Source organism: Streptomyces sp. NPDC056224 (assembly GCF_042267665.1).
Classification (GTDB): Bacteria; Actinomycetota; Actinomycetes; order Streptomycetales; family Streptomycetaceae; genus Streptomyces.
The window spans coordinates 498896-519881 of record NZ_JBHJTK010000001.1; the positions used below are offsets into that span (position 1 = coordinate 498896).

20 protein-coding genes are annotated in these 20986 nt (G+C 71.8%); 8 read left to right on the forward strand and 12 right to left on the reverse strand.

Going from position 1 to position 20986, the window contains the following annotated elements; translation table 11 throughout:
• Positions 1-14: 14 nt before the first annotated feature.
• The 4 genes from ACFCZ1_RS02310 to ACFCZ1_RS02325 all read right to left on the reverse strand — a co-directional run bounded on the left by ACFCZ1_RS02310 (position 15) and on the right by ACFCZ1_RS02325 (position 2927).
• Positions 15-440 carry an ATP-binding protein gene (locus tag ACFCZ1_RS02310; protein ID WP_376676423.1) on the reverse strand — a complete coding sequence of 142 codons (426 nt, stop codon included), beginning with the start codon at positions 438-440 and terminating at the stop codon, positions 15-17.
• Positions 437-859, reverse strand: a complete 423-nt coding sequence (locus tag ACFCZ1_RS02315; protein ID WP_376676424.1) for a pyridoxamine 5'-phosphate oxidase family protein — start codon at positions 857-859, stop codon at positions 437-439. Before ACFCZ1_RS02315 ends, ACFCZ1_RS02310 begins: the two co-directional genes overlap by 4 nt.
• Positions 856-2511, reverse strand: a complete 1656-nt coding sequence (locus ACFCZ1_RS02320) for a SulP family inorganic anion transporter (RefSeq protein ID WP_376676770.1) — start codon at positions 2509-2511, stop codon at positions 856-858. Before ACFCZ1_RS02320 ends, ACFCZ1_RS02315 begins: the two co-directional genes overlap by 4 nt.
• A gap of 74 nt (positions 2512-2585) precedes the next feature.
• Positions 2586-2927, reverse strand: a complete 342-nt coding sequence (locus tag ACFCZ1_RS02325) for an ArsR/SmtB family transcription factor (RefSeq protein WP_376676425.1) — start codon at positions 2925-2927, stop codon at positions 2586-2588.
• 303 nt (positions 2928-3230) lie between these two features.
• Here ACFCZ1_RS02325 and ACFCZ1_RS02330 point away from each other — a divergent pair, with 303 nt between their 5' ends.
• A complete protein-coding gene (locus ACFCZ1_RS02330; RefSeq protein WP_376676426.1) occupies positions 3231-3590 on the forward strand; it encodes a zinc ribbon domain-containing protein YjdM in 360 nt (119 codons plus the stop codon).
• A gap of 168 nt (positions 3591-3758) precedes the next feature.
• On the opposite strand, the gene ACFCZ1_RS02335 is transcribed toward ACFCZ1_RS02330, so the two are convergent.
• Both ACFCZ1_RS02335 and ACFCZ1_RS02340 read right to left on the reverse strand, forming a co-directional pair.
• Complete coding sequence (locus ACFCZ1_RS02335) at positions 3759-5039, reverse strand: ATP-binding protein (RefSeq protein WP_376676427.1); 1281 nt, start codon at positions 5037-5039, stop codon at positions 3759-3761.
• A gap of 251 nt (positions 5040-5290) precedes the next feature.
• Positions 5291-6646, reverse strand: coding sequence for an SMI1/KNR4 family protein (locus ACFCZ1_RS02340; RefSeq protein ID WP_376676428.1), 1356 nt, complete (start codon positions 6644-6646; stop codon positions 5291-5293).
• A gap of 453 nt (positions 6647-7099) precedes the next feature.
• On the opposite strand from ACFCZ1_RS02340, the gene ACFCZ1_RS02345 reads away from it, so the two are divergent.
• The 5 genes from ACFCZ1_RS02345 to ACFCZ1_RS02365 all read left to right on the forward strand — a co-directional run bounded on the left by ACFCZ1_RS02345 (position 7100) and on the right by ACFCZ1_RS02365 (position 12307).
• Positions 7100-8323 (forward strand): arginine deiminase, encoded by a 1224-nt coding sequence (locus tag ACFCZ1_RS02345; protein WP_376676429.1) that lies wholly within the window; start codon positions 7100-7102, stop codon positions 8321-8323.
• 77 nt (positions 8324-8400) lie between these two features.
• On the forward strand, positions 8401-9402 hold the full coding sequence (gene argF / locus ACFCZ1_RS02350; RefSeq protein WP_376676430.1) for an ornithine carbamoyltransferase: 1002 nt from the start codon (positions 8401-8403) through the stop codon (positions 9400-9402).
• Positions 9403-9436: 34 nt separating this feature from the next.
• Complete coding sequence (locus ACFCZ1_RS02355) at positions 9437-10390, forward strand: carbamate kinase (protein WP_376676431.1); 954 nt, start codon at positions 9437-9439, stop codon at positions 10388-10390.
• Positions 10387-11919, forward strand: a complete 1533-nt coding sequence (locus tag ACFCZ1_RS02360; protein ID WP_376676432.1) for a YfcC family protein — start codon at positions 10387-10389, stop codon at positions 11917-11919. The genes ACFCZ1_RS02355 and ACFCZ1_RS02360 overlap by 4 nt, the downstream gene beginning before the upstream one ends.
• Before the next feature lie 193 nt (positions 11920-12112).
• The gene (locus tag ACFCZ1_RS02365) at positions 12113-12307 is read left to right on the forward strand and encodes a hypothetical protein (protein ID WP_376676433.1); all 195 of its coding nucleotides are present in this window, start codon (positions 12113-12115) and stop codon (positions 12305-12307) included.
• Positions 12308-12632: 325 nt separating this feature from the next.
• Here the strand turns inward: ACFCZ1_RS02365 and ACFCZ1_RS02370 are convergent, their stop codons facing one another.
• From ACFCZ1_RS02370 to ACFCZ1_RS02385, 4 genes are all read right to left on the reverse strand, one after another.
• Positions 12633-13067 (reverse strand): hypothetical protein, encoded by a 435-nt coding sequence (locus tag ACFCZ1_RS02370; protein ID WP_376676434.1) that lies wholly within the window; start codon positions 13065-13067, stop codon positions 12633-12635.
• A 602-nt stretch (positions 13068-13669) separates the two neighbouring features.
• A complete protein-coding gene (locus ACFCZ1_RS02375; protein WP_376676435.1) occupies positions 13670-14617 on the reverse strand; it encodes a universal stress protein in 948 nt (315 codons plus the stop codon).
• Between the two features lie 52 nt (positions 14618-14669).
• Positions 14670-15467: a sigma 54 modulation/S30EA ribosomal C-terminal domain-containing protein gene (locus ACFCZ1_RS02380; protein ID WP_376676436.1), complete on the reverse strand. Its 798-nt coding sequence runs from the start codon at positions 15465-15467 to the stop codon at positions 14670-14672.
• A gap of 302 nt (positions 15468-15769) precedes the next feature.
• Positions 15770-16492 (reverse strand): DJ-1/PfpI family protein, encoded by a 723-nt coding sequence (locus ACFCZ1_RS02385; protein WP_376676437.1) that lies wholly within the window; start codon positions 16490-16492, stop codon positions 15770-15772.
• Between the two features lie 158 nt (positions 16493-16650).
• On the opposite strand from ACFCZ1_RS02385, the gene ACFCZ1_RS02390 reads away from it, so the two are divergent.
• On the forward strand, positions 16651-17703 hold the full coding sequence (locus ACFCZ1_RS02390; protein ID WP_376676438.1) for a GlxA family transcriptional regulator: 1053 nt from the start codon (positions 16651-16653) through the stop codon (positions 17701-17703).
• A gap of 235 nt (positions 17704-17938) precedes the next feature.
• On the opposite strand, the gene ACFCZ1_RS02395 is transcribed toward ACFCZ1_RS02390, so the two are convergent.
• Positions 17939-18574, reverse strand: coding sequence for a CBS domain-containing protein (locus tag ACFCZ1_RS02395; RefSeq protein WP_376676771.1), 636 nt, complete (start codon positions 18572-18574; stop codon positions 17939-17941).
• 105 nt (positions 18575-18679) lie between these two features.
• Positions 18680-19690: an alcohol dehydrogenase AdhP gene (adhP, locus tag ACFCZ1_RS02400; RefSeq protein WP_376676439.1), complete on the reverse strand. Its 1011-nt coding sequence runs from the start codon at positions 19688-19690 to the stop codon at positions 18680-18682.
• Between the two features lie 236 nt (positions 19691-19926).
• Here adhP and gap point away from each other — a divergent pair, with 236 nt between their 5' ends.
• Positions 19927-20955 carry a type I glyceraldehyde-3-phosphate dehydrogenase gene (gene gap / locus ACFCZ1_RS02405; RefSeq protein WP_376676440.1) on the forward strand — a complete coding sequence of 343 codons (1029 nt, stop codon included), beginning with the start codon at positions 19927-19929 and terminating at the stop codon, positions 20953-20955.
• Positions 20956-20986: the final 31 nt, after the last annotated feature.

Here is a 20986-nt window from a genome sequence, read left to right on the forward strand (position 1 = left end):
TCAGCTCCTCGGCTTCACAGGGGGAGGGTGATCCAGATGGCCTTGCCGCGCCCGTCAGCGTCGGTGCGCAGGACGGCGGTGCCGCCGAGCTCCATCGTCATTTCGACCACCATGGCCAGGCCGCTGCCCGGGGCGCTCGCGAGCGCCCCGAAGAGGGCCGGCTGGTAGGGGTGGCGGTCGTGGACGGCGAACGCGAACGCACCCGGCCCGTGCGCGTACGTGACCGTGATGATCGGGGAGAGGGCGGCGGCGTGGCGGACGGCGTTGGTGACCAGCTCGGCCAGGATCAGCAAGGCGGGGCCCACGCTCGGATGCCGCAGCCCCACGCCGCACTCCACGAGGACGAGTTCGGCCGTCTCGCGGGCGATCCGGACGGCCGAGCCCATGGCGGGTACGTCCAGCACGTGCCGGTAGGGCATCGTCTCGACCTGGACGCTCACCGGCCCGCCCCCGTCACGGTGCGGGCCAGGCGGAACCCCGACACGGACTGCGGGTGCAGGCGCAGCAGGGTGTCGTGGGGGCCGTGGGCCCAGCCGGGCAGGGTGCGGCGGTAGTGGGCGGCCTCGTCGGGGTCGGCGATGACGTCGGCCGGGCCGTGGGCGGTCACCGTCCAGCCGGTGCCGGCCGGAGCGCGGATCTCGTCGACCTGGTAGGTCAGCAGCGCGCGCCCGGAGACGGCGGCCGCCTGAACGGGCGAGCGGACGATGAGGCGTCCGTACTCCATCACGTGGGTGGCGGGGCGCACGACGGCCAGGTCCCGCCGGACGTAGACGAGGCGGCCTTGGCCGGAGCCTTCGAGGAGCCACAGGGCCTCGGTGCCGGACACCTCGACGAGGTGGCGGTCGGCGGGGACGGTCATCGTGCGGCCTTCCGGGTGCGGTGCGGTCGGTGACGTGTACGGGCCAGCAGTCCCGCCTGCTCCAGGTGTTTGCGGGCCCCGGCGATTGCTTCCGGGGTGGTGGCGTACTCACGGCCCTCCAGGCGCAGCAGGTCCAGGGCGCCGACGGCGTCCAGGGCCTGGCGCTGGCCGGGCCGGATGCCGGAGGCGAGGACGGCGATGCCGCGCCGGTTCAGCTTCTCCACGGCGTCCTTGAGGACGAGGGCGCCGGTGGCGTCCAGGGCGGTCACCCTCGACATGCGCAGGATGACGACCTTCACGTCGGCGACCTCGGACAGTTCGAGGAGGAAGCGGTGGGCGCCGGCGAAGAAGAGGGGGCCGTCGATGCGGTAGGCGACGATGTGCTCCGCCAGGAGGGCGTGCTCCTCGTCGCTGTGCTCTCCGGGCAGGTCCGGGCGGAAGTCGACCTGCTCCATCCGCGCCTGACTCGCGACCGCCTTCAGGGCGAGCGCCCCCGCGACCACGAGGCCGATGATCACGGCATAGACGAGGTCGAGGACCAGGGTCGCCGCAGCGGTCAGAACCAGTACGACCGCGTCCGAGCGGGTCGCCTTCGCCATCGCGCGGAGCGAGCCGACCTCGACCATCCGGACCGCCGTCGCCAGCAGGACCCCCGCCAGGGCGGCGAGGGGGATCGCCGAGACGAGGGGTGCGGCGGCGAACACGATCACCGCGAGCACGGCGGCGTGAGTGAGGGCGGCCAGGCGGGAGGAGGCGCCGGTGCGGACGTTGACCGCGGTCCGGGCGATGGCGGCGGTGGCCGGCACGCCGCCGAACAGGGGGGACACGAGGTTGGCGATGCCCTGCCCGAACAGCTCCTTGTCCGGATCGTGCTTCTGCCCCACGGTCATCCCGTCCGCGACAGTGGCCGACAGCAGCGACTCCAGGGCGGCCAGGGCGGCCACCGCAACGGCGGGGGCCAGCAGGGAGCCGACCGCCGAGAGGTCGAGGAAGGCGAGGGAGGGGGCGGGGAGCCCGGACGGCAGGTTCCCGATCGGGGCCGCCCCGCCCAGGTGGAAGAGCTTCGCGACCACGGTCGCGGCGATCACCGCGACGATGGAGAACGGGATCGTCGGCTTCCACCGGGCCCCCGCCAGCATCACCGCCGCAACGGAGAGGGAGAGGCCGATCGCGGTCCAGTTCGGGAACGCCACGAATTCCACGAGCGCCCGCCAGGCCACCAGCAGGACCTTCTCGCCCTCCGGCTTCGAAACCCCGAGCGCGTTGGGCACCTGCTGAAGGCCGATCACGCACGCGATACCGAGGGTGAACCCCTCGACCACGGGCGCCGGCACGTACCGCATGTACTGCCCGGCGCGAAGGAGGGCGAGGCCGATGAGCAGGACACCGGCCATCAGACCCACGGTCAGGACACCGCCGGGCCCGTACTGGGCCACGATCGGCACCAGGACGACGGTCATCGCACCCGTCGGGCCGGACACCTGGAGGTTCGACCCACCGAACACGGCGGCAAGAGCGCCCGCGACCACTGCGGTGGCCAGCCCGGCCTCCGCGCCCAGCCCCGAGGAGACCCCGAAGCCGAGTGCGAGCGGGAGGGCGACGATGGCCACGGTCAGTCCGGCCAGGAGGTCCCGGCGTGGACTGCGGCCCATGACCGCGAAGTCGGCCCGGACGGGCAGGACCGATCGGACCCGGCCGAGCACGGACGTCAGCACGGCGTTCCCGCTCACGGCGCCGAGACCTCGGAATCGCGCAGCTCCTCCAGCAGCTCGCTCTGCCCGGTCAGCACCTCGGTCAGGATGCGCCGTGCCGCCCGCATCAGCTGGGCGACGTCCCCGCCCGCCAGCTCGTAGACCACCGTCGAGCCGTCACGGACCGAACTGACGATCCCCGAGCGGCGCAGCACCGCGAGCTGCTGCGACAGGGCGGAGGGCTCCACCTCGATCGCGGCCAGCAGGCCGCGTACGGGCATCGGGCCGTCCTGGAGCAGCTCCAGGACCCTTATCCGCACGGGGTGCCCGAGCATGCGGAAGAACTCGGCCTTGGCCTGGTACAGGGGAACCGGCACGGTCTCGCACCTTTCTCGCCACCCCGAGCAGCGGGGCACATGTCTGGTGCTCCGCCCATGGCTACCTACGGGCACAGCATCTACAGCATCTATGAAATTGCAGACTTTTGCAATTTATAGATACTGCGATCAGTTCGACGGTGCCGGCCTCGGGCTGCGGCGGAGCGCCCGGGTGTGGCGTCCTGAGGATGTAGCGAATTGCAGAAGTTTGCAATCAGGATATCCTGGGCTCCCTGATCGCACGCGGGCGCCGCCAGTGCTCCGCCAGTGCACCGCATGTACGCACAAGCTAGGACAGAACAGATGACGGCGAGCCTGCCTTCGTGCCCGAAGTGCTCCAGCGAGTACACCTACGAGATGAACGCTCTGATGGTCTGCCCGGAGTGCGCCCACGAGTGGGTTCCGGCCGCGGCCGGGGCGGATGACGCGAGCGCCTCCGGCGAGCGGGTGATCAAGGACGCCGTCGGGAACGTGCTGAACGACGGCGACACCGTGACCGTCGTCAAGGCCCTCAAGGTCAAGGGAAGCCCGTCGGGGATCAAGGCGGGCACCAAGGTGCGCAACATCCGCCTGGTCGACGGGGTCGACGGCCACGACATCGACTGCAAGATCGACGGATTCGGCGCCATGCAGCTCAAGTCGAGCGTGGTCAAGAAGGCCTGACCAGAGGGCGCTGACCGGGGGAGGGGCGCCGGCCGACGCTGCGGGACGGCCCCTGGCCGGGTGTGCCCGCCCGGCGGGTCCCGCCGGGCGGGCACGGCACCGACACCGGTTCGCGGGAGGCGGTGTGATCCCGCCCCGGCCGGGATCATCACGGCGTGTGCCCCGATGTCACATGCGCACGTATTCCTCGGTGTCCTCGGCGAAGTCCTTCAGAGCCTGGTCGGTGAGTGTGGGGCGGGTCTGTTCGATGGCCCGCAGGTAGTCCTCCGTGCCGCCCGGCAGGCCTTTCCCCTGGGCGACTTCGCGTTCGAAGGCGGTCTGGGCACCTTTGCGAGCGGCGAACTCGATGTCGGCCGGCGTGAACATCGCGCTCGCCTCCACCAGACGGTGCAGGTCGACGTGGCCGGCGGCGGGCCCGAGGTAGCGCCGCCAGACCGCCGAACGGGCCTTGGGGTCCGGCGGGCCGACGGGGATGACGTAGTCGAAACGGCCGGGCCGCAGGAACGCCGGGTCGAGGGAGCGGACGGAGTTCGTGGCGCAGATCAGGAGGCGGTCGTCGTGGTCGCGGAAGCCGGGGATCAACTTGAGCAGTTCGTTGGTCACCCCGTGACTGGGGTCGACGGCCGTACCGGACCGGACGGACGCGATCTCCTCGACCTCGTCGATGAAGAGCACCACCGTCTCCAGCTCGGCCAGCTCGGTGAACGCCTCCCGCAGCGAGGCCGCCAGTCCTCCCTCCCGTGACGACGCGAGCCGGGAGGGGAAGAGCTCCACGAACGGCCACTGCAGCCGCGAGGCGACCGCTCGGGCGAAGCTGGTCTTGCCGGTGCCCGGCGGCCCGAAGAGGATGACCGCCTTCGGCGGCCTCACGCCGTACTGCTCGGCCAGCACGGGCTGGGCCAGTGGCAGCACGATCCGCCGCTCGATGGTTTCCTTCTCCCGTTCCATGCCCGCGAGGCCGTCCCACAGACCTCCGGGAAGCATCCTTCCCCCGAGTTCCGCGAGGAGGCCGGCGTCGCTCGCGCCCGGGTGCTCGACCTTCTCGTAGAAGACGAGCCCGGCCCGGGAGCGGTAGCCGCAGTTCTCCAGGGCCGCGGTTCCCGTCGCCCCCGGGGCGAGGAGCGCGCCGATCCGGCGGACTCCCAGTGACCGCAGACGCCGCTCAAGCTCGGCGATCAAGGAGCTCCCGATGCCGCGGTTGCGCCACGTCGCGGCCAGGGCCACCACGGTGATCCAGCCCCGCTCGCCACAGGCCTGCGCCACGGCGACGCCCACCAGCTCGTCGCCGACCACCGCCACCATGGCCGGTCCTCCGGCCCTGGCCACGGTCACGACCTCCGACACGGGGAAGACGGCAGGGGCCTCGTCCGCCTGCTGGTTCTGGTCCCAGATCTGGATGGCGCGGTCCAGGTCGTCGTCGCGGAAGTCCCGCAATCGCCACGTCGGCATCGCCACCACCTCCGCGAAGGGATCACCGCCGCTCCGCGGCGCGGACGGCGTGGTGCTCTCGGCAACGGATCCTTGATCCTCGCTTCATTCTCCGTGTGTGTGCCACCCGTGCGCGCGTCGAACGATCCGGCACGGGAGCCGCCGACGGCCGCGGGGCGGTCGGGCACGTTCCCCGGGCTGCACCCCGGCCCCGCAGGACCGGCCCGTTCCTGCGGGGCGGGGAGGGCACCTCGCCTGTGCGGCCCCACCGGTCACGCCGCAGGGCCGAGGTCTCCCTCGATGAGCGTCTGCACGATCCGGGGCCGGTCCCAGAGGGCCAGGATCTCGTTGGCGACGGCCACGACGGGCAGGTGGTCCTGGTCCCGCACCTTGATGGCTGCGGCCTTCAGGGTGCGCGGGACGGCTCCGGCGTCAAGGAGCGCGCGCCATTCCCGCGCGCCGAGTTCCAGGAACTCCAGTCCGGTGAGCCCGGCGACCTCCAGCGGGTCGGCCAGTGTGCCGGGCATGGCCGTGAGAGTGCGCAGGCGGGGCAGTCCGGTGAGGGGCACGAGGCTGAACGGTGTGCCGTCCCAGGCGCCGATCGACAGGACCTCCAGGGCGGGACGGGCGGCGGCCCGGACGGTCCCAAGGTATCCGGCGCCGATCCTGGCCTCGGCCGCAGGCTCATCTCCGCGGCGCTCACGGCGTTCCTCCCGCACCCGGCCCAGAACGAAGTCGGTGAGGGAATCGGCCACGAGCTCGGCGCCGAGGCTCTGCTCGTGATCGACCAGGATGACCTGCCCGAAGTGTCCGGCCGGGCCGGGAGTCAGGTCGACCGCGAACTCGTCGCCGCCGTTGCTCCCGAAGGCGATCCAGCCCGGTGAGCCGGCCAGGCCCTGCACCGCGGCGTCGGGCGCGGTGCTGACCGTACGCTCCGCGCCGAGGGCCCAGCCGGGGTGACGGACCGCCGCGTCGACGGCGAACAGGGTGTCCAGGCCGGAGAGCTCGCAGCCGACCGCCCTGCCGGCGCGCCCCGCCGCTGCGAAGTCGTCGCGCCAGTCCACCCGTGTCACCCGGTAGAGCACCTTGAGCTCATCTGACAGGGCGACACCGAGGCGCGCCTCGGCGGCGGCGATCTCCTCTTCCGTCGCGCCGACGGCGTCGGGCAACTGCTCGCGCAGAGTCCGCTCCAGCAACTCCGGATCCGCCGAGGGTGCCGGCACGGCCCCGGGCACCGGATCAGGACGGCGCAGCCAGGGCTCGGGAAGGGCGCCATCGGCCAGGACGAGCACCCCCAGGTCCGGGTAGCCGACGGCCGGTTCCACGGACGGGCTCGGCCAGACCAGTCCGAGCGTGGTCCCTCCGTCCGGTCGGGCCTCGGCCCTGAAGGCGATCTCCTGGACTCCGCCGTGCGCGAGGGCCCTCTGAATGCCCACCACCGCGCTCCGCGCCGTCGACGACATGGATCCCCGGTGGGCAAGGCTCCAGCCGGTTCGGCTGATGCGTCCGGCGACCCGGGCCGACCGGGCTGCACGCCGGTCCGCGTCGTCGGCCAGCATGAGCCTCAACACGGGCTCCCAGGTCGCGAAATCGCATACCGATGACAAGGGGGGTCTCTGATCAGCCATGCGCAGACCGTACGCGGAGCCACCGACAGCGGGGGCGGCCGGGCCATCGCCGGCCCACGGGCCAACCGAGAGGCGGACGCCGGCCCGAGCTCTCGCACAGAACGCCGTCGTACCGCACGCTGACCGCTGACCGCTGACCGCTGACCGCTGACCGCTGACCGCTGACCGCTGACCGCTGACCGCTGACCGCTGACCGCCGGCTCGCCCCACGCCGCCGCACGGGATTCCCGACCGTCGCCCAGCAGGGCCGAAGGGCCCTGAGGGCCGACCGAACGGTCCTCCCGGAGAGTGCCGACCGGCCCGCCACCAGGGACTGTTGCGGCCGGGCATGGCGGGACGCGAGTGACAGAGTTCAAGTGCTCCCCGAGGCGCCCCCAGCGGACGCTCGGCCAGCCTCACGTCCTTGTGCCGCGCCCGTTGGGCGCACCTTCCTTCTCACCTCCGGGGGACCCCATGACCTTTCACGTCGACTCCGAGACCGGCCGGCTGAAGCAGGTCATCCTGCACCGGCCCGACCGCGAACTGACCCGCCTCACACCCACCAACAAGGACGCGCTCCTCTTCGACGAGGTGCTGTGGGCGAAGCGTGCCCGCGAGGAGCACGACGCCTTCGCCGACGTCCTGCGGGACCGCGGAGTGCGCGTGCACCTCCTCGCCGACCTGCTCACCGAGACGCTGGACGCCGTCGAGGCTCGGCAGCTCGTCATGGACCGGGTCTTCGACGAACGCGAGTTCGGCGTCCTCGGCACCGGCCGGCTCCGCACGTACTTCGACTCCCTGGAGCCGGCCGCACTGACCGCCTGCCTCATCGGCGGCGTCACCAAGGCCGAACTGCTGGAGCGCACGGGCCCGATACCGAGCGTACGACTGCACGCCATGGCGCCCGACGACTTCCTCCTCGCGCCGCTGCCCAACCACCTGTTCACCCGCGACACCTCGTGCTGGGTGTACGACGGCGTGAGCGTCAACCCGATGAACAAGCGGGCACGGCGCCGTGAAACGGTTCACTTCGAAGCCATCTACCGACACCACCCCCTTTTCGAGAAGGGGGAGTTCCACCGGTGGACCGACGGGCAGGAGGCCTATCCCGCCACCATCGAGGGCGGCGACGTCCTGGTCATCGGCAACGGTGCGGTGCTCGTCGGCATGAGCGAGCGCACCACCCCGCAGGCCGTGGAGAACCTCGCCCTGCGCATGTTCGCGGCGGGTTCCGCCCGGCGGATCGTGGCCATCAGCCTGCCGAAGACCCGCAGCTTCATGCACCTCGACACGGTCATGACCATGGTCAGCGGCGACACCTTCACCCGCTACGCCGGCCTCGGCATGCTGCCGACCTCCACGATCGAGCCGGGCACCGGCGGGGAGGGGCTGAGGGTCACCGACCACGCCCCCGAGCACATGGACCAGGCCATCGCCGACGCGCTCGGTCTGCCCTCCATCAACGTCCTCACCCCCAGCCAGGATCTCCGGTCCGCCGAGCGGGAGCAGTGGGACGACGGCTGCAACGTGCTGGCCGTGGAGCCCGGTGTGGTCGTCGCCTACGAGCGCAACGTGACCACCAACACCCACCTGCGCAAGAGCGGGATCGAGGTCATCACCGTGCGAGGCAGCGAACTCGGCCGGGGCCGTGGTGGCCCGCGGTGCATGACCTGTCCCATCGAGCGCGAGGCCGCCTGACCGCCCCCGCCCCCCGCCGCCGCCCACGGGCGCGGCCCCCGTCCGCCGCACCCCCCATACGCACCAAGGAGCCTGCCATGCACGACGACCTGCACAAGCGCCCGTTCTTGAAGGAACTCGACTTCACTCCGGAGGAGTTCCGCCACCTGCTGGAACTGTCCGCCGACATCAAGGCCGCCCGCCGCGAGGGGCGCGAGGAGCAGCGGCTGCGCGGCAAGAACATCGCCGTCATCTTCGAGAAGACCTCGACGAGGACCCGGTGCGCCTTCGAAGTGGCCGCCCACCAGCAAGGCGCGCACGTGACCTACCTCGACCCGGCCGGCTCCCAGCTCGGACACAAGGAGTCGATCAAGGACACCGCCCGCGTCCTCGGCCGCTACTACGACGGGATCGAATACCGGGGCAGTGACCAGCGCCTGGTGGAGGAGCTGTCCGAGCACGCCGGCGTACCGGTCTGGAACGGCCTGACGGACCAGTGGCACCCCACCCAGTCGCTCGCCGACGTGCTCACCATGTGGGAGCACACCGACAAGCCGCTGAACCAGGTGTCCTTCGCCTACTTGGGCGACGCCAGGAACAACGTCGGCAACTCCCTGCTGATATCCGCGGCGATGCTCGGCATGGACGTACGCATGGTCGGCCCGCGTTCCCTGCACAACGCCCCCGACGTCGTCGAACAGGCGCGGCGGGCGGCGGCCGTCAGCGGCGCGCGGATCACCCTGACCGAGGACGTGGCCGAAGGCGTGGCCGGCGTCGACTTCGTCTACACCGACGTATGGCTCTCCATGGGGGAGCCGCCGGAGATGTGGGACGAGCGCATCACCCTGCTGGGGCCGTACCAGGTGACCGCCAAGGTTCTGGAGGCCACGGGCAACCCGGCGGTCAAGTTCATGCACTGCCTTCCGGCCTTCCACAACAGCGACACCACCGTCGGCGCCAAGATCGCGGCGCGGACCGGCATGACCGCACTGGAGGTCACCGACGAGGTCTTCGAGTCCTCGCACTCCATCGTGTTCGACCAGGCCGAGAACCGGCTCCACACCATCAAGGCGGTCCTCGTCGCCACCCTCGCCGACTGAGCCGGCATCCCCTCGACCCCGGGAGAAACACATCATGCGTGTAGTCGTCGCACTGGGCGGCAACGCCCTGCTCCGCCGCGAGGAGCGGCCGGACGCCGCCGTGCAGCTCGCCAACATCCGCGCCGCCGTGGCCGCCCTCGCCCCCCTCGCACACGAGCACGAACTCGTCATCACCCACGGCAACGGACCGCAGGTCGGCGTACTCGCCCTCCAGAGCGCCGCCGACCGCTCCCTGAGCAGCCCCTACCCCTTCGACGTCCTCGGCGCGGAGACCCAGGGCATGATCGGCTACTGGCTGCTCCAGTCCCTGCAGAACGCCCTGCCCGGACGGCAGGTGTGCGCCCTGCTCAACCAGACCCTCGTCTCCGCAGCCGACCCCGCCTTCGCCGACCCGGCCAAATTCGTGGGCCCCGTCTACGACCGCACCGAAGCGGAGCGACTGGCCGCCGAGCGCGGCTGGACCGTCAAGCAGGACGGCACCCACTGGCGACGCGTCGTGGCCTCCCCCCGTCCGCAACGCGTCGTGGAGACCCGGCTGATCCGGCTCCTGCTGAACTCGGGAGCGGTAGCCGTGTGCGCCGGGGGCGGCGGCGTACCGGTGATCCGTGACGAACAGGGGCAGCTGTCCGGCGTCGAAGCCGTGGTGGACAAGGACCTCACCGCCGCCCTCCTGGCCGAGGCGCTCGACGCCGACGCACTCCTGCTGCTGACGGACGTGCCCCACGTTTCGCTCGGCTACGGCACCCCCGGCGCCGAGCCCATCGGACGGACCACGCCCGCAGCCCTGAGAGCCCAGCAGTTCCCCGCCGGATCCATGGGACCCAAGGTCGACGCCGTGTGCCGGTTCGTCGAACTCACCGGCGGCATGGCGGCCATCGGCGCCCTCGAAGACGCCCGGGCCATCCTGGACGGTGCCGCCGGCACCGTCGTCACACCCAGCGGCCGCTACCGCGGAACCGACCACGACGGAACGCAGGACCTGACATGACTCTGCAGAGCGCACCCGCATCCCCGCAGCCGACCGGTGCGAGAACGGACTCCGGCACGCCCGACGGCCCGAGCCGCCGGCTCCGGTTCCCGTCCGCCTTCACCGTCCTGATCGCCGTCACCGTGGCGGTCTGGGCCCTGACGTTCGTCATCCCCGCCGGCCGCTACGACACCAAGGACGGCAGCCCCGTCCCGGGCACCTACCACCCCATAGAGCTGGCCACCGGCTTCTGGGACCGGCTGAAGGACCTGTTCCTCTCCCCGGTCAACGGGCTGTACGGCGTCACCGACGCAGGGACCGGCCTCACCACGCCCGGCGGGACCGGCTCCTTCGCGGGCGCGGCCGGAGTGTTCCTCTTCATCCTGGCCGTGGGCGCGTTCATCACCGTCACGATGCGCACCGGGGCACTCACGGCGGGAGTGGCGCGGCTCGCGCAGCGTCTGCACCACCGCAGGACCCTGCTCCTCGTCGTCCTGCTGACGGTGTTCTCCCTGGGCGGGACCACCTACGGCATGGCGGAGGAAACCCTCGGCTTCTACGGGCTGATGATCCCCCTGATGCTGGGCCTCGGGTACGACCGCATGGTCGCCGCGACGGTCATCATGGTGGGAGCCGGCGTCGGTACCCTCGCCTCGACCGTCAACCCCTTCGCCACCGGGGTGGCCTCCGACAGCGCCGGCATCGGCACGGGAGAGGGCATCGTCCTGCGACTGGTGATGTGGGTGAGCCTGACCGCACTGGCAGCCGCGTACGTCGTGCGCTACGCCCGCCGCGTCAGCGAAGACCCCTCGCGGTCGTTCACACCCCTCACCGAGGACGACCTCCGTATCAAGAACGAGGGCAGTGACGCGGCGAAGCTCACGGGCCGCCAGCGCACCGTCCTGTGCCTCTTCGCGGCCACCTTCCTGTTCATGATCTTCGCCGTGGTCCCCTGGTCCGATCTGAACGTCACCTTCCTGCCCACGCTCGGCTGGTACTTCCCCGAACTCGCCGCCCTGTTCATCGTCGCGGCGGTCGCCGTGGGGCTGGTCGGCGGCCTGGGAGAGAAGGGGACGGTGAACGCCATCACCGCCGGCGCAGGGGATTTCATCGGAGCAGCGATGATCGTCATGCTGGCCCGGGGCGTCACGGTGATCATGAACAACGCCAGTGTCACCGACACCATCCTCGACGCCCTGCAGAGTGCGGTGGCCGGCACGTCCTCCGGCGGGTTCGCCGTCCTGACGTTCGTGGTGAACCTCCCGCTGGCCTTCTTCGTCCCTTCCTCGTCCGGCCACGCGGCCCTCGCCATGCCCATCCTCGCTCCCCTGGCCGACTTCGCCGGGGTGAGCCGGGCCCTGGTGGTGACCGCGTACCAGTCGGCTTCCGGATGGGTGAACCTCGTCACGCCCACTTCGGCCGTCGTCATGGGCGGTCTCGCCCTCGCGAAGGTCCGCTACGACAAGTACCTGCGGTTCATGGCACCACTGATGGGTGCGCTGCTGGTAGCCGTCGCCGGATTCCTCGCGCTCGGTGCGGCCGTGCTCTGAATCGGTACGCATCCGGCAGATGGCCGGCCGGTCGAGTCAATCGACCGGCCGGCCATCCTCGTGCCCGGCGCGACGCGGGCCCCATGGCTCTGCCGGAGGGGGCCAACAGGCCCCTGGGCGGGCACCAGTTGATCCGCGAGAGTGAGATCCGGCGGGGCAGGGTGCCCATAAGCCGTTCAAGGAGGTGGGCCTCATGCCCGGACTGCTGGCCATCGGAGCCATTACATCCATCGGCCTGGGTGCGATTCTCGTCTTTGCAGTGGACTGGCAGTGGCAGAGCGCCGACCGGCCACTGGTGGGGCTGATCATGATGGCCGTCGGGATGCTCGCCCTGGTCGCCGCCACCAATATGGCCGGCCACGAATCCCGTTCGGGCAAGACGCCGTAGGGCTGTGGCGCGAGTGAGCGCCCGCCCGCCCGCACCTCGGGTCCGGCCGGGCGGGGAGAGCCGGTCCTGTGGAAGAGCCCGGCCGTCCCCCACCGCAGCACCCGCCAGGAGCCGTCCGGCCGTTCCTGTGACCGCACCCGGCTCGGGCCGTCGGCCTGGGCATGGGGCGGAAGCGGCCTGGTGATCCGCCGGATGCCGGGCGGGAGCGGCTACGGCCGTCCCTGCCGCCGCGAGCCGCTATGACACGCGCGGCAACGTATTCCCCGGCACCGTCACGACGGCCGCCCTCGTCATCCGGCCGCGTACGTGAGCGTGCCGACCGTGGTCACGAGATGGCCCATGCGTCTCTGCCCAGCTTGTTGTACCCGTCGTCCATGGTGTCGGAGTCGAGGAAGAGCGGCCGCGTGAGCAACCGGTCCCCGGCCCGCTGCAGGCACAGAGCCACGCCGAGGCTCAGCGACCCGACCTCCCCTCCGGGCAGGCAGACGAGCTCGGGGTCGGGTCCTCGGCGCTCGGCACGTGCTTCCACCCACCGCTCCAGCTCGGAGGGAACCCGGCCGACCAACGCCGTGTCCTTCACGAAGACCTGCGGCCCCCCGAGAGCATCGACCCTGACAGCACGCAAGCGGTCACCCACGGCGAAGTAGAGCGTCAGCCCCACCTCGGAGTAGCTGTCGTGACCTGCTTCGTCATGCGCGTTGCGCACACTCCAGTCGGCTCGGATGCCGCCCAGCTCAGCGGACGCTTCACCACGACTCATCCCAAAGCTCAGGGGTCCCACGCTCACGAATGGATCCAACGTCCACCGTTGTCGCTCGCTGTCCGGCAGGACGTCCCACATACGCATGGGATCACCCTACGGCCATCCGGGCGGGCGGCCGGCTCGCCCCTCTCGAACAGCCCTTGACCCCTCGTCGCGCAACTGAGCGACGAGGGGTCAAGGGTTCACGGAGGATATGGGCCCGCCCACATCCAGGACCTGGACCGGACGTGGACCCGGACCTGGCAGCGGAGGGCACGCGCGCCGCGGGAGCGGCGCCGTGCGCCCCGGCGTACGCGGATGGGCGGCTCACCGCTGGGCACGCCGTTACGAAGGGCGCGGTGCGGCGGGAGCCGTGGGGCCCGGGCCGATGGCTGCCCGGACGCCTCACCTCCGCCCAGCGCCAGGTGTCACCGCGTCCGCGGTGGCGGGAGCCACAAGTGCCCGGGCGAGCAGTGCACATAGACGCTCCCGCGCCGGCTCGGCCGCCCCTGCGTTACCTGCGGGAGCGGCCGTACCCGCTGCGGTGAGGCGCCTGGAGGAACGACCGGACCCGGCACGAGCCATGGCTCGTGCCGGGTCCGTGAGGTTGCCCGCGACGGTCAGAGGTGAGGGACGACCGCCACGGGCGCCGTGGCGTGGTGCAGCGCCGCGTGCGTGACCGGGCCGATGTGCGCTCCGATCGCCGCCCGGCGTATGCGCCGTCCCACGACCAGCAGCGAGGCCTCCTTCGAGGCCTCCACAAGGTGCTCCGCGGGCCGGCCCACCATGCACTGCTCCTTGACCTCGACCTGGGGGAACTTGCTGCGCCACGGCCGCAGCGCGTCGGTGAGCGCACCCGCCTCACGAAGTCCCAGCGCGACGCCGTGGCCGGGATCGGCCGCCGCGGGGTCGTAGCCGTCGACCGTCGGTACGCTCCAGCCGTGGACGACCCGCAGGGTCGCCGCCCGGGCAGCGGCGGCTTCGAAGGCGTAGGCGAGCACCTCGTCGCACGGCCGGGAGAGGTCGAGGCCGAGCACTACGTCGAGGTACTGCCCGTCGTCCTTGTGGTCCTCGCGCTCCTCGTGGTCGCCGGTCCCGGGCCGCGGTTGACCCTCGGCCCGCTCCCCGGCCCGTACGACGACGACCGGGCGCTCGGCGCGCGCAATGACGGGCATGGACACCGATCCGGCCAGGAAGCCCGCCAGGGTACCCAGCCCCCGGGACCCCACGACCAGGACTTCCGCCTCCTTGGCCGCGGAGAGCAACACCTCCGCGGGGCGGCCGCACACCTGCTCGACGGTGATGTCCAGGCCGGGGTGCCCCTCCCGCAGCCGATCGGACACCTCGCCGGAGACGCTCTCGGCCCAGTGCTGCGCGATGTCCGTCCCTGTGCCGGGCGCGGTGGCCACGCCTGTGAACGGTGCGTGGGCGGAAGCCGGCGACCAGTCCTGCCAGGCGTGTAGGAGGTGCAGGGGCAGACGGCGCAGCCGCGCCTCGCGGGCGGCCCACTCTGCGGCGGCCAGGGACTCGGCCGAGCCGTCCACGGCTGCGATGACGGTACGTGACATGGTTTCCTCCGGGCGAGCGGATTCGGATGGCGGGCGGTGTTGCCGGAACGCGTTACGAGGACGGAGTGATCAGTCCGTAGTGGCCGTCGTAGCGGTGGTAGAGGACGCTGCCGCGTTCGGTGGCCGTGTCGGCGAAGAAGACGAAGGGCAGTCCGGTGAGGTGCAGCCGCGAAACGGCCTCGGCCACACTGCTCATGGGCACGGGAACCGTGCTCACTCCGAGCAGTCCGTCGACCTCGCGTTCCTGGCCCAGGGGTCCCAGCGAAGCCATGCGGTGCCGGCCGGTGCGGACGTCGCGGTAGATGACGCTGTCGCGCCCGGAGGCCAGGTCCGTGAAGACCCAGAAGTCGTAGTCCATGGCCTCCAGGTCGATCACGGCGTCCTCGGGCGTCTGGTGGCCCAGGCTGAAGGACTTGTGCCGCACGATGCGGCGCTCCTCGGCCGGAAGGTGATGACGGTTCGGGCGGTGTTCGTGGCCCGGGCTGTCCCACCATGCCTGGGTGTCCGGGCCGCTGCCGTGGAGGCCGTACGGCCCGTGCCGCCGTGCCCGGGCGAGCCGGGCGGTCAGTCGCTCCTGCAGGAGGTCGACCGCCTCGAACATGGTGTTCGCGGCCACGTGGGCCCGTACCGGGCGGCCGTTGACGTCCACCACGGCCTGAGCCGTGGCCGGGCGGTTCGCCGACGTGTTGACGGCTTGAGTGAGCTTCACCCGGACGGCCAGCACCGGTTCGCCCACGTGGCCGACCACGGCGAGCACCTTCTCCTGGGCGTAGACGTCGGCGCCGTCGGGCACCTGCCCTCGGGTGCGGACCTGGACGTCGACTGCCTGACTGGTCTTGAGACCGCTCATGGGAACTCCTCCTTGATCGCTTCCAGCCTGCCTGCCGCGGCCGCTCCCGGGCAGAGCCGTCCGGGCCCCCGCCGGAGCACCACCGGTACCCCCATCGCCCGCGGATCCGGGACGTCCGGGCGTCCGGTCAAGGCCGTTCGGCCCTCAGCCCGCGGACGGGCAGGAGGGGTGACGGCGGCCTGCACGCGGTCCTCGCCCTCGGCCTTCCTCCGCTCGTGGAACGACCTCGGAGGCAGGACAGCACCGGGCCGCGACCGCAGTGGACAGAAGTCCCGCTGCCTGAAGCCCAGTTGCTCAGTCGCTCAGTTGCTCAGTTGCGCCAGGAGGGCAGGGTGGCCGGCGAGGGCGTTCTCGAGCAGCTGTCGGGCGAAGGGGGCGTACTGCCCGCCGTCGGCAGCCGTCCAGTCGATCGGGCCGAAGGGCGGCTCGGGGTCGTACTCGATGAACAGCTGGACCATGCGCGCGACCCCGTCGCCGGCGAGGCGGCCGACGAGGTGCAGTGCCATGTCGATGCCGGCCGAGACTCCGGCGGCGGTGATGACGTGCCCGTCCTCGACCCAGCGCCGGGCGACCGGCGTTGCCCCGAAGCGGGTGAGCAGGTCCCGGTACATCCAGTGCGTGGTGGCCCGGCGGCCCTCCAGGAGCCCTGCCGCCGCGAGCAGCAGCGAGCCGGTGCACACCGAGCCGACGACCCGGGACCGCGCCGCGATCTCGCGCAGGTTCCGCAGGAGTTCCTCGTCGGCCATCGCGGCGAGGGTGGGGACGAGCCCGCCGGGCACGATCACCGCGTACGGATCGGCCAGCTCCTCGAAGGTGTGACTGGGCGCCAGGGACAGCGGGGTGTCGCTCTCCACCGGCTCGATCCGCTCGCCGACCACGACGGTGCGGTAGCCGGGGACCAGATCGGCCAGCGCCGCGAAGACCTGCAGCGGGCCGACGATGTCCAGCGGTGTGAGACCCGGGTACAGCACGAAGGCGATGGTCTTCACCGGGGTCGCGGACGGAGCGGGCGAGGGTTCGGTCATGACAGGACTCCTGAAGGTCGGTGGGGGCCGGTTGCGGGCGGCGAACCGCCGCCCCGGCCACCTTCACCCGCCGCCGCCACCAAAGACGCACGGCTGCGGACTCCCTGTCCGAAATCCTGGGATGCCTGTCCTTCAGACGGGTCGGGTAGTGTCGCGGCATGACGCCAGCTGTCCGCCACCGGGTGGTGGTCGTGGCCTACGACGACGTGGAACTCGTGGAGGTCGCCTGCGTGACCAGCGCCTTCGACGGGGCGAACCGCCTCGGCGCGAACCCTCCCTACGACGTCCGCCTGGTCAGCCCCGAGGGCCGCCCGGTGCGCTGCTCCTCAGGACTGGTCCTGGGCGCGCAGGCGGCGCTGGAGCGTACCCGCGGCCCGGTCGACACGCTGCTCGTCGTCGGCGGGCCGGGCCACTTCGCGGCGGCGCAGAACACCCGGCTGGTCGAGCACGTGCGCCGCCTGGCCGGCATCGGCCACCGGGTCGCCTCGGTGTGCACGGGCGCGAGTGTGCTGGCGGCGACCGGGCTGCTCGACGGCAGGCGCGCCACGACCCACTGGGCGTACGCGCACGACCTCGCGCAGCGTCACCCGGCCGTCCACGTCGACGCCGCGCCGCTGTACCTCCGCGACGAGCACGTCTGCACGTCGGCCGGGGTCACCGGGGCGCTCGACCTCACCCTCGCGTTCGTCGAGGAGGACCACGGGCCGGCCCTCGCCCGGGCGCTGGCGCGGTTGATGGTGACCTACCTCCAACGGCCCGGCAACCAGGCCCAGATCAGCATGTTCGTCGACGCACCGGCTCCGGAGCACCGGACCGTGCAACAGACCGTCGAGCACATCACCGCGCACCTCGGCGACGACCTCGGCGCCACCGCGCTCGCCGCGCACGCGGGAGTCAGCGCGCGCCACCTGGCCCGGCTGTTCCTCGACCAGCTCGGACAGACACCGGCCCAGTTCGTACGGACCGCCCGAGCCGAGGCGGCCGCACAACTCCTCGTCTCCACGGCGCTGCCGCTGGCATCGGTCGCCCGGCGCTGCGGGTTCAGCTCCGCCGAGACGATGAGGCAGGTGTTCCTGGAGCGCTACGGAACCGCACCCAGCCAGCACCGCACGCTCCACGGCGCTCCCCGGGCCGCACCCCCCGGGGGCGCCCCGATTCCCCCTGCGGGCCGGTCGGAACACCACCGCGCCGCGGGCAGGGCCCGGGCGTAGGACCGGAAGCCCGGCGGCCCAGCCCGATCTCCCCGCCCCGCTGACCGTACGCACGACCGCGGGACGCCGCCCCGTGCCGCGCGGCAGCACCCGGGCACCGCACGGCGGAGGGGCGCCCGGGTACTGGAGGTACCCGGGCGCCCCGGAACAACGCGGCGAGGAACGGTGCCCCGGAGCCCCTCCCAGCGGTGGCCGGGGGAGCGTCGCGGGCCGGCGCCACCTTCGACGACGGGAATCAGCGGCCTGCAGTCAGCCGGTTCACCACACCGACCACGCCGTCCACCCGCCACGCGGCCCGGATCAACAAGAACGCATCGACCTCCGCTCCTGGCGAGCCCGCCATGGTGACCATCCCGTCCCGGACGTCGATGTGCAGCCCGTCAGTGCGGTGGACGGCCGGAGCCCGGGCGGAAACGGCGTCGGCCACGTCCGCGCGGATCTCCTCGTCCGTCCTCAGGAAGACGCGCAGAAGATCACGTCGGGTGGTGATGCCGATGAGGCGGTCCTCCTCGTCCACCACGGGCAGCCGGTCGATGTGGCGGCGTTCCATGATGCGTGCGGCGTCGACGACGCGCTGCTCGGGATGCACGGTGACAGCGGGGCTGGTCATCAGCTCGCGGGCCACCAGGGCGGGTGCCGCGGTGGCGCGGGCGCCTGCCAGTCGCCTCAGGTTCCACAGTGCCCGGCGCCGGCCCGATCCGTCCCGGCCGCGACCCGCCTGCCTCTTGATGAGGTCCGTCTGGGAGACCACGCCCATGACCTTGTCATCGTCGTCCACCACCGGCAGGCCGCTGATCCGGTGGACGGTGAGCAGCCGGGCCAGTTCCTTGAAGGAGGTGTCCGGGCGTGCCCCGACGACCTCGCTGGTCATCACTTCGCCCACAGTCCGCTCTCTGACCATGGCTCTCTCCAGTCGTTTCGCAGGTTTCTGGCAGCCGCCGAAGGCGACCTGGGGGCCGGGAAAACACGGGGTGCCTCACATCTCGAAGACGATGCGAGCCTTCACCGTTCCCTTGAGCACCTCGTCGATGCATTCGTTGACGGACGTCAGCGGCCGGGTCTCGTAGATCACGCGGGTCCGGCCGGCGGCGTGCAGCTGGAAGACTTCGGCCAGGTCCTGGCGGGTGCCGACGATCGAGCCGATGACGGAGGTCCCGCCGAGCACGGTGGAGAAGATCGGGACCTGGATGGTGCCGTCGGCGGGCAGGGCCACCATGACCAGCTTCCCGCCCCGGCGCAGTCCCGCGAACACGGTCGCGAAAGTCTCCTCGTTGACCGCCAGCGCGAGGGCGGCGTGGGCTCCACCGTGCTGCTGGAGTACGGCTGCCGGGTCTTCCTTGCGGGCGTCGATCAGGATGTCCGCGCCGAGGTCGGCGGCGAGCTGGAGCTTTTCGTCGGAGACGTCGATCGCGGCCACCGTCGCCCCGGCGATCTTCGCGTACTGCACGGCCAGGTGTCCCAGTCCGCCGATGCCGGAGATCGCCACGAGGTCCGCCGGTCCGACACCGGCGACCTTCAGCGCCTTGTACGTGGTCACCCCGGCGCAGGTGAGCGGAGCCGCCTCGCGCGGGTCGATGCCGTCGGGAACGGGCTGCGCGAAGTCTGCGTGGGCCAGCATCTTCTCGGCGTACCCGCCGTCGACGCCGTAACCGGTGTTGACCTGCTGCTCGCACAGCGTCTCCCAGCCCGACAGGCAGTGCTCGCAGCGCCCACAGGCCCAGCCCAGCCACGGCACGGCCACGCGCTGCCCGACCGACAGGTGCGTGACGCCGTCGCCGAGCTCCTCGACGATGCCGACACCCTCATGTCCGGGAACGAACGGCGGGGTGGGCTGGACCGGCCAGTCGCCGTGCGCGGCGTGGATGTCCGTGTGGCACAGTCCGCACGCCTCGACCCGGACGCGCACCTGGCCGGGGCCGGGTACGGGGTCGGGCCGCTCCTCGATCACCAGCGGCCCGCCGAGCACCTTCACCACTGCTGCCTTCATCGCCCACTCCTCATGTTTGCCGTTGCTTCCAGCGTGGCGCCGGGCACGAGCACGGGACAGAACCGGTCAGGACCTGTACGGCGGGCCGTTCGGCCCGCAAAGGGCAGGGCCGGGCGGGCCCCCTCGGAGGAGGGCCGGGCGGCCCCGGGGCGGCCCCGTTCGACCCCTGCCCCCGGCGCGGCCGAGCCCACAGGCTGGCGTCACTCGCATCGGCACCCATCGGAAGGGCGGCGGAGATGACCGTACGCATCGGGATCAACGGCTTCGGACGCATCGGCCGGAACTACCTGCGCTCCGTCATGGAACGCGCGGAGGCACACAGCGGCACCCCTCTCGAGGTGGTGGCCGTCAACGACCTGGCCTCCCCGGCGGCGCTGGCCCACCTGCTCACCTACGACTCCACCTACGGCCGGCTTCACCGCACCGTCGACCACGACGGCGAATCCATCACGGTGGACGGTCACCGCATCGCGGTCACGTCGCAGCGCGACCCCGCCGACCTCCGGTGGGACGCGCTCGGCGTGGACATCGTCATCGAGGCCACCGGCCGCTTCCGCACCAAGGAGGAGGCCGGCCGGCACGTGACGGCAGGAGCACGCAAGGTGCTGCTCTCCGTCCCCGGCAAGGGCGTCGACGCCACCATCGTCATGGGCGTCAACGAGTCCACCTACGACCCGCGAATGGACCACGTGATCTCCAACGCGTCCTGCACCACCAACTGCGTGGCCCCCATGGTGAAGGTCCTCCACGAGCGCTTCGGCATCGTCAAGGGGCTGATGACCACCATCCACGGCTACACCAACGACCAAGTCGTGCTCGACGGCCCGCACAAGGACCTGCGCCGGGGCCGTACGGCCGCGGTGAACATCATCCCGACCAGCACCGGCGCCGCCCGCGCCGTCGGCCTGGTGCTCCCGGAACTCGCGGGCGCCCTCGACGGCATCGCCGTGCGCGTGCCGGTCGAGGACGGCTCGCTGACCGACCTCAGCCTGGTACTGGCACAGCAGGTGTCCGCGCAGGACGTCAACGACGCGTTCCGGGAGGCTGCCGAGGGACCGCTGAAGGGCGTCCTGCGGGTGAGCGACGCCCCGATCGTCTCGCGCGACATCGTCGGCGACCCCGCCTCGTGCATCGTGGACGCCCCGCTGACGCAGGCCCACGGGGACCTGGTCAAGGTCTTCGGCTGGTACGACAACGAGTGGGGCTACACCAACCGCCTCGTCGACCTGACCCAGTACGTCGCCGCGCTGCTCGACGCGCGGTGAGCGGCCGACGGGGCGCGGCTTCGGAAGCGGA

Bases quoted from the DNA above. Each gene is read 5' to 3' on its own strand.
- adhP (WP_376676439.1), bottom strand. From the start codon at position 19,690: ATGAAGGCAGCAGTGGTGAAGGTGCTCGGCGGGCCGCTGGTGATCGAG.
- ACFCZ1_RS02355 (WP_376676431.1), top strand. From the start codon at position 9,437: ATGCGTGTAGTCGTCGCACTGGGCGGCAACGCCCTGCTCCGCCGCGAG.
- argF (WP_376676430.1), top strand. From the start codon at position 8,401: ATGCACGACGACCTGCACAAGCGCCCGTTCTTGAAGGAACTCGACTTC.
- ACFCZ1_RS02320 (WP_376676770.1), bottom strand. From the start codon at position 2,511: ATGGGCCGCAGTCCACGCCGGGACCTCCTGGCCGGACTGACCGTGGCC.
- ACFCZ1_RS02390 (WP_376676438.1), top strand. From the start codon at position 16,651: ATGACGCCAGCTGTCCGCCACCGGGTGGTGGTCGTGGCCTACGACGAC.
- gap (WP_376676440.1), top strand. From the start codon at position 19,927: ATGACCGTACGCATCGGGATCAACGGCTTCGGACGCATCGGCCGGAAC.
- ACFCZ1_RS02380 (WP_376676436.1), bottom strand. From the start codon at position 15,467: ATGAGCGGTCTCAAGACCAGTCAGGCAGTCGACGTCCAGGTCCGCACC.
- ACFCZ1_RS02365 (WP_376676433.1), top strand. From the start codon at position 12,113: ATGCCCGGACTGCTGGCCATCGGAGCCATTACATCCATCGGCCTGGGT.
- ACFCZ1_RS02395 (WP_376676771.1), bottom strand. From the start codon at position 18,574: ATGACCAGCGAGGTCGTCGGGGCACGCCCGGACACCTCCTTCAAGGAA.
- ACFCZ1_RS02315 (WP_376676424.1), bottom strand. From the start codon at position 859: ATGACCGTCCCCGCCGACCGCCACCTCGTCGAGGTGTCCGGCACCGAG.
- ACFCZ1_RS02385 (WP_376676437.1), bottom strand. From the start codon at position 16,492: ATGACCGAACCCTCGCCCGCTCCGTCCGCGACCCCGGTGAAGACCATC.
- ACFCZ1_RS02360 (WP_376676432.1), top strand. From the start codon at position 10,387: ATGACTCTGCAGAGCGCACCCGCATCCCCGCAGCCGACCGGTGCGAGA.
- ACFCZ1_RS02370 (WP_376676434.1), bottom strand. From the start codon at position 13,067: ATGAGTCGTGGTGAAGCGTCCGCTGAGCTGGGCGGCATCCGAGCCGAC.
- ACFCZ1_RS02335 (WP_376676427.1), bottom strand. From the start codon at position 5,039: ATGCCGACGTGGCGATTGCGGGACTTCCGCGACGACGACCTGGACCGC.
- ACFCZ1_RS02330 (WP_376676426.1), top strand. From the start codon at position 3,231: ATGACGGCGAGCCTGCCTTCGTGCCCGAAGTGCTCCAGCGAGTACACC.
- ACFCZ1_RS02340 (WP_376676428.1), bottom strand. From the start codon at position 6,646: ATGGCTGATCAGAGACCCCCCTTGTCATCGGTATGCGATTTCGCGACC.
- ACFCZ1_RS02345 (WP_376676429.1), top strand. From the start codon at position 7,100: ATGACCTTTCACGTCGACTCCGAGACCGGCCGGCTGAAGCAGGTCATC.
- ACFCZ1_RS02375 (WP_376676435.1), bottom strand. From the start codon at position 14,617: ATGTCACGTACCGTCATCGCAGCCGTGGACGGCTCGGCCGAGTCCCTG.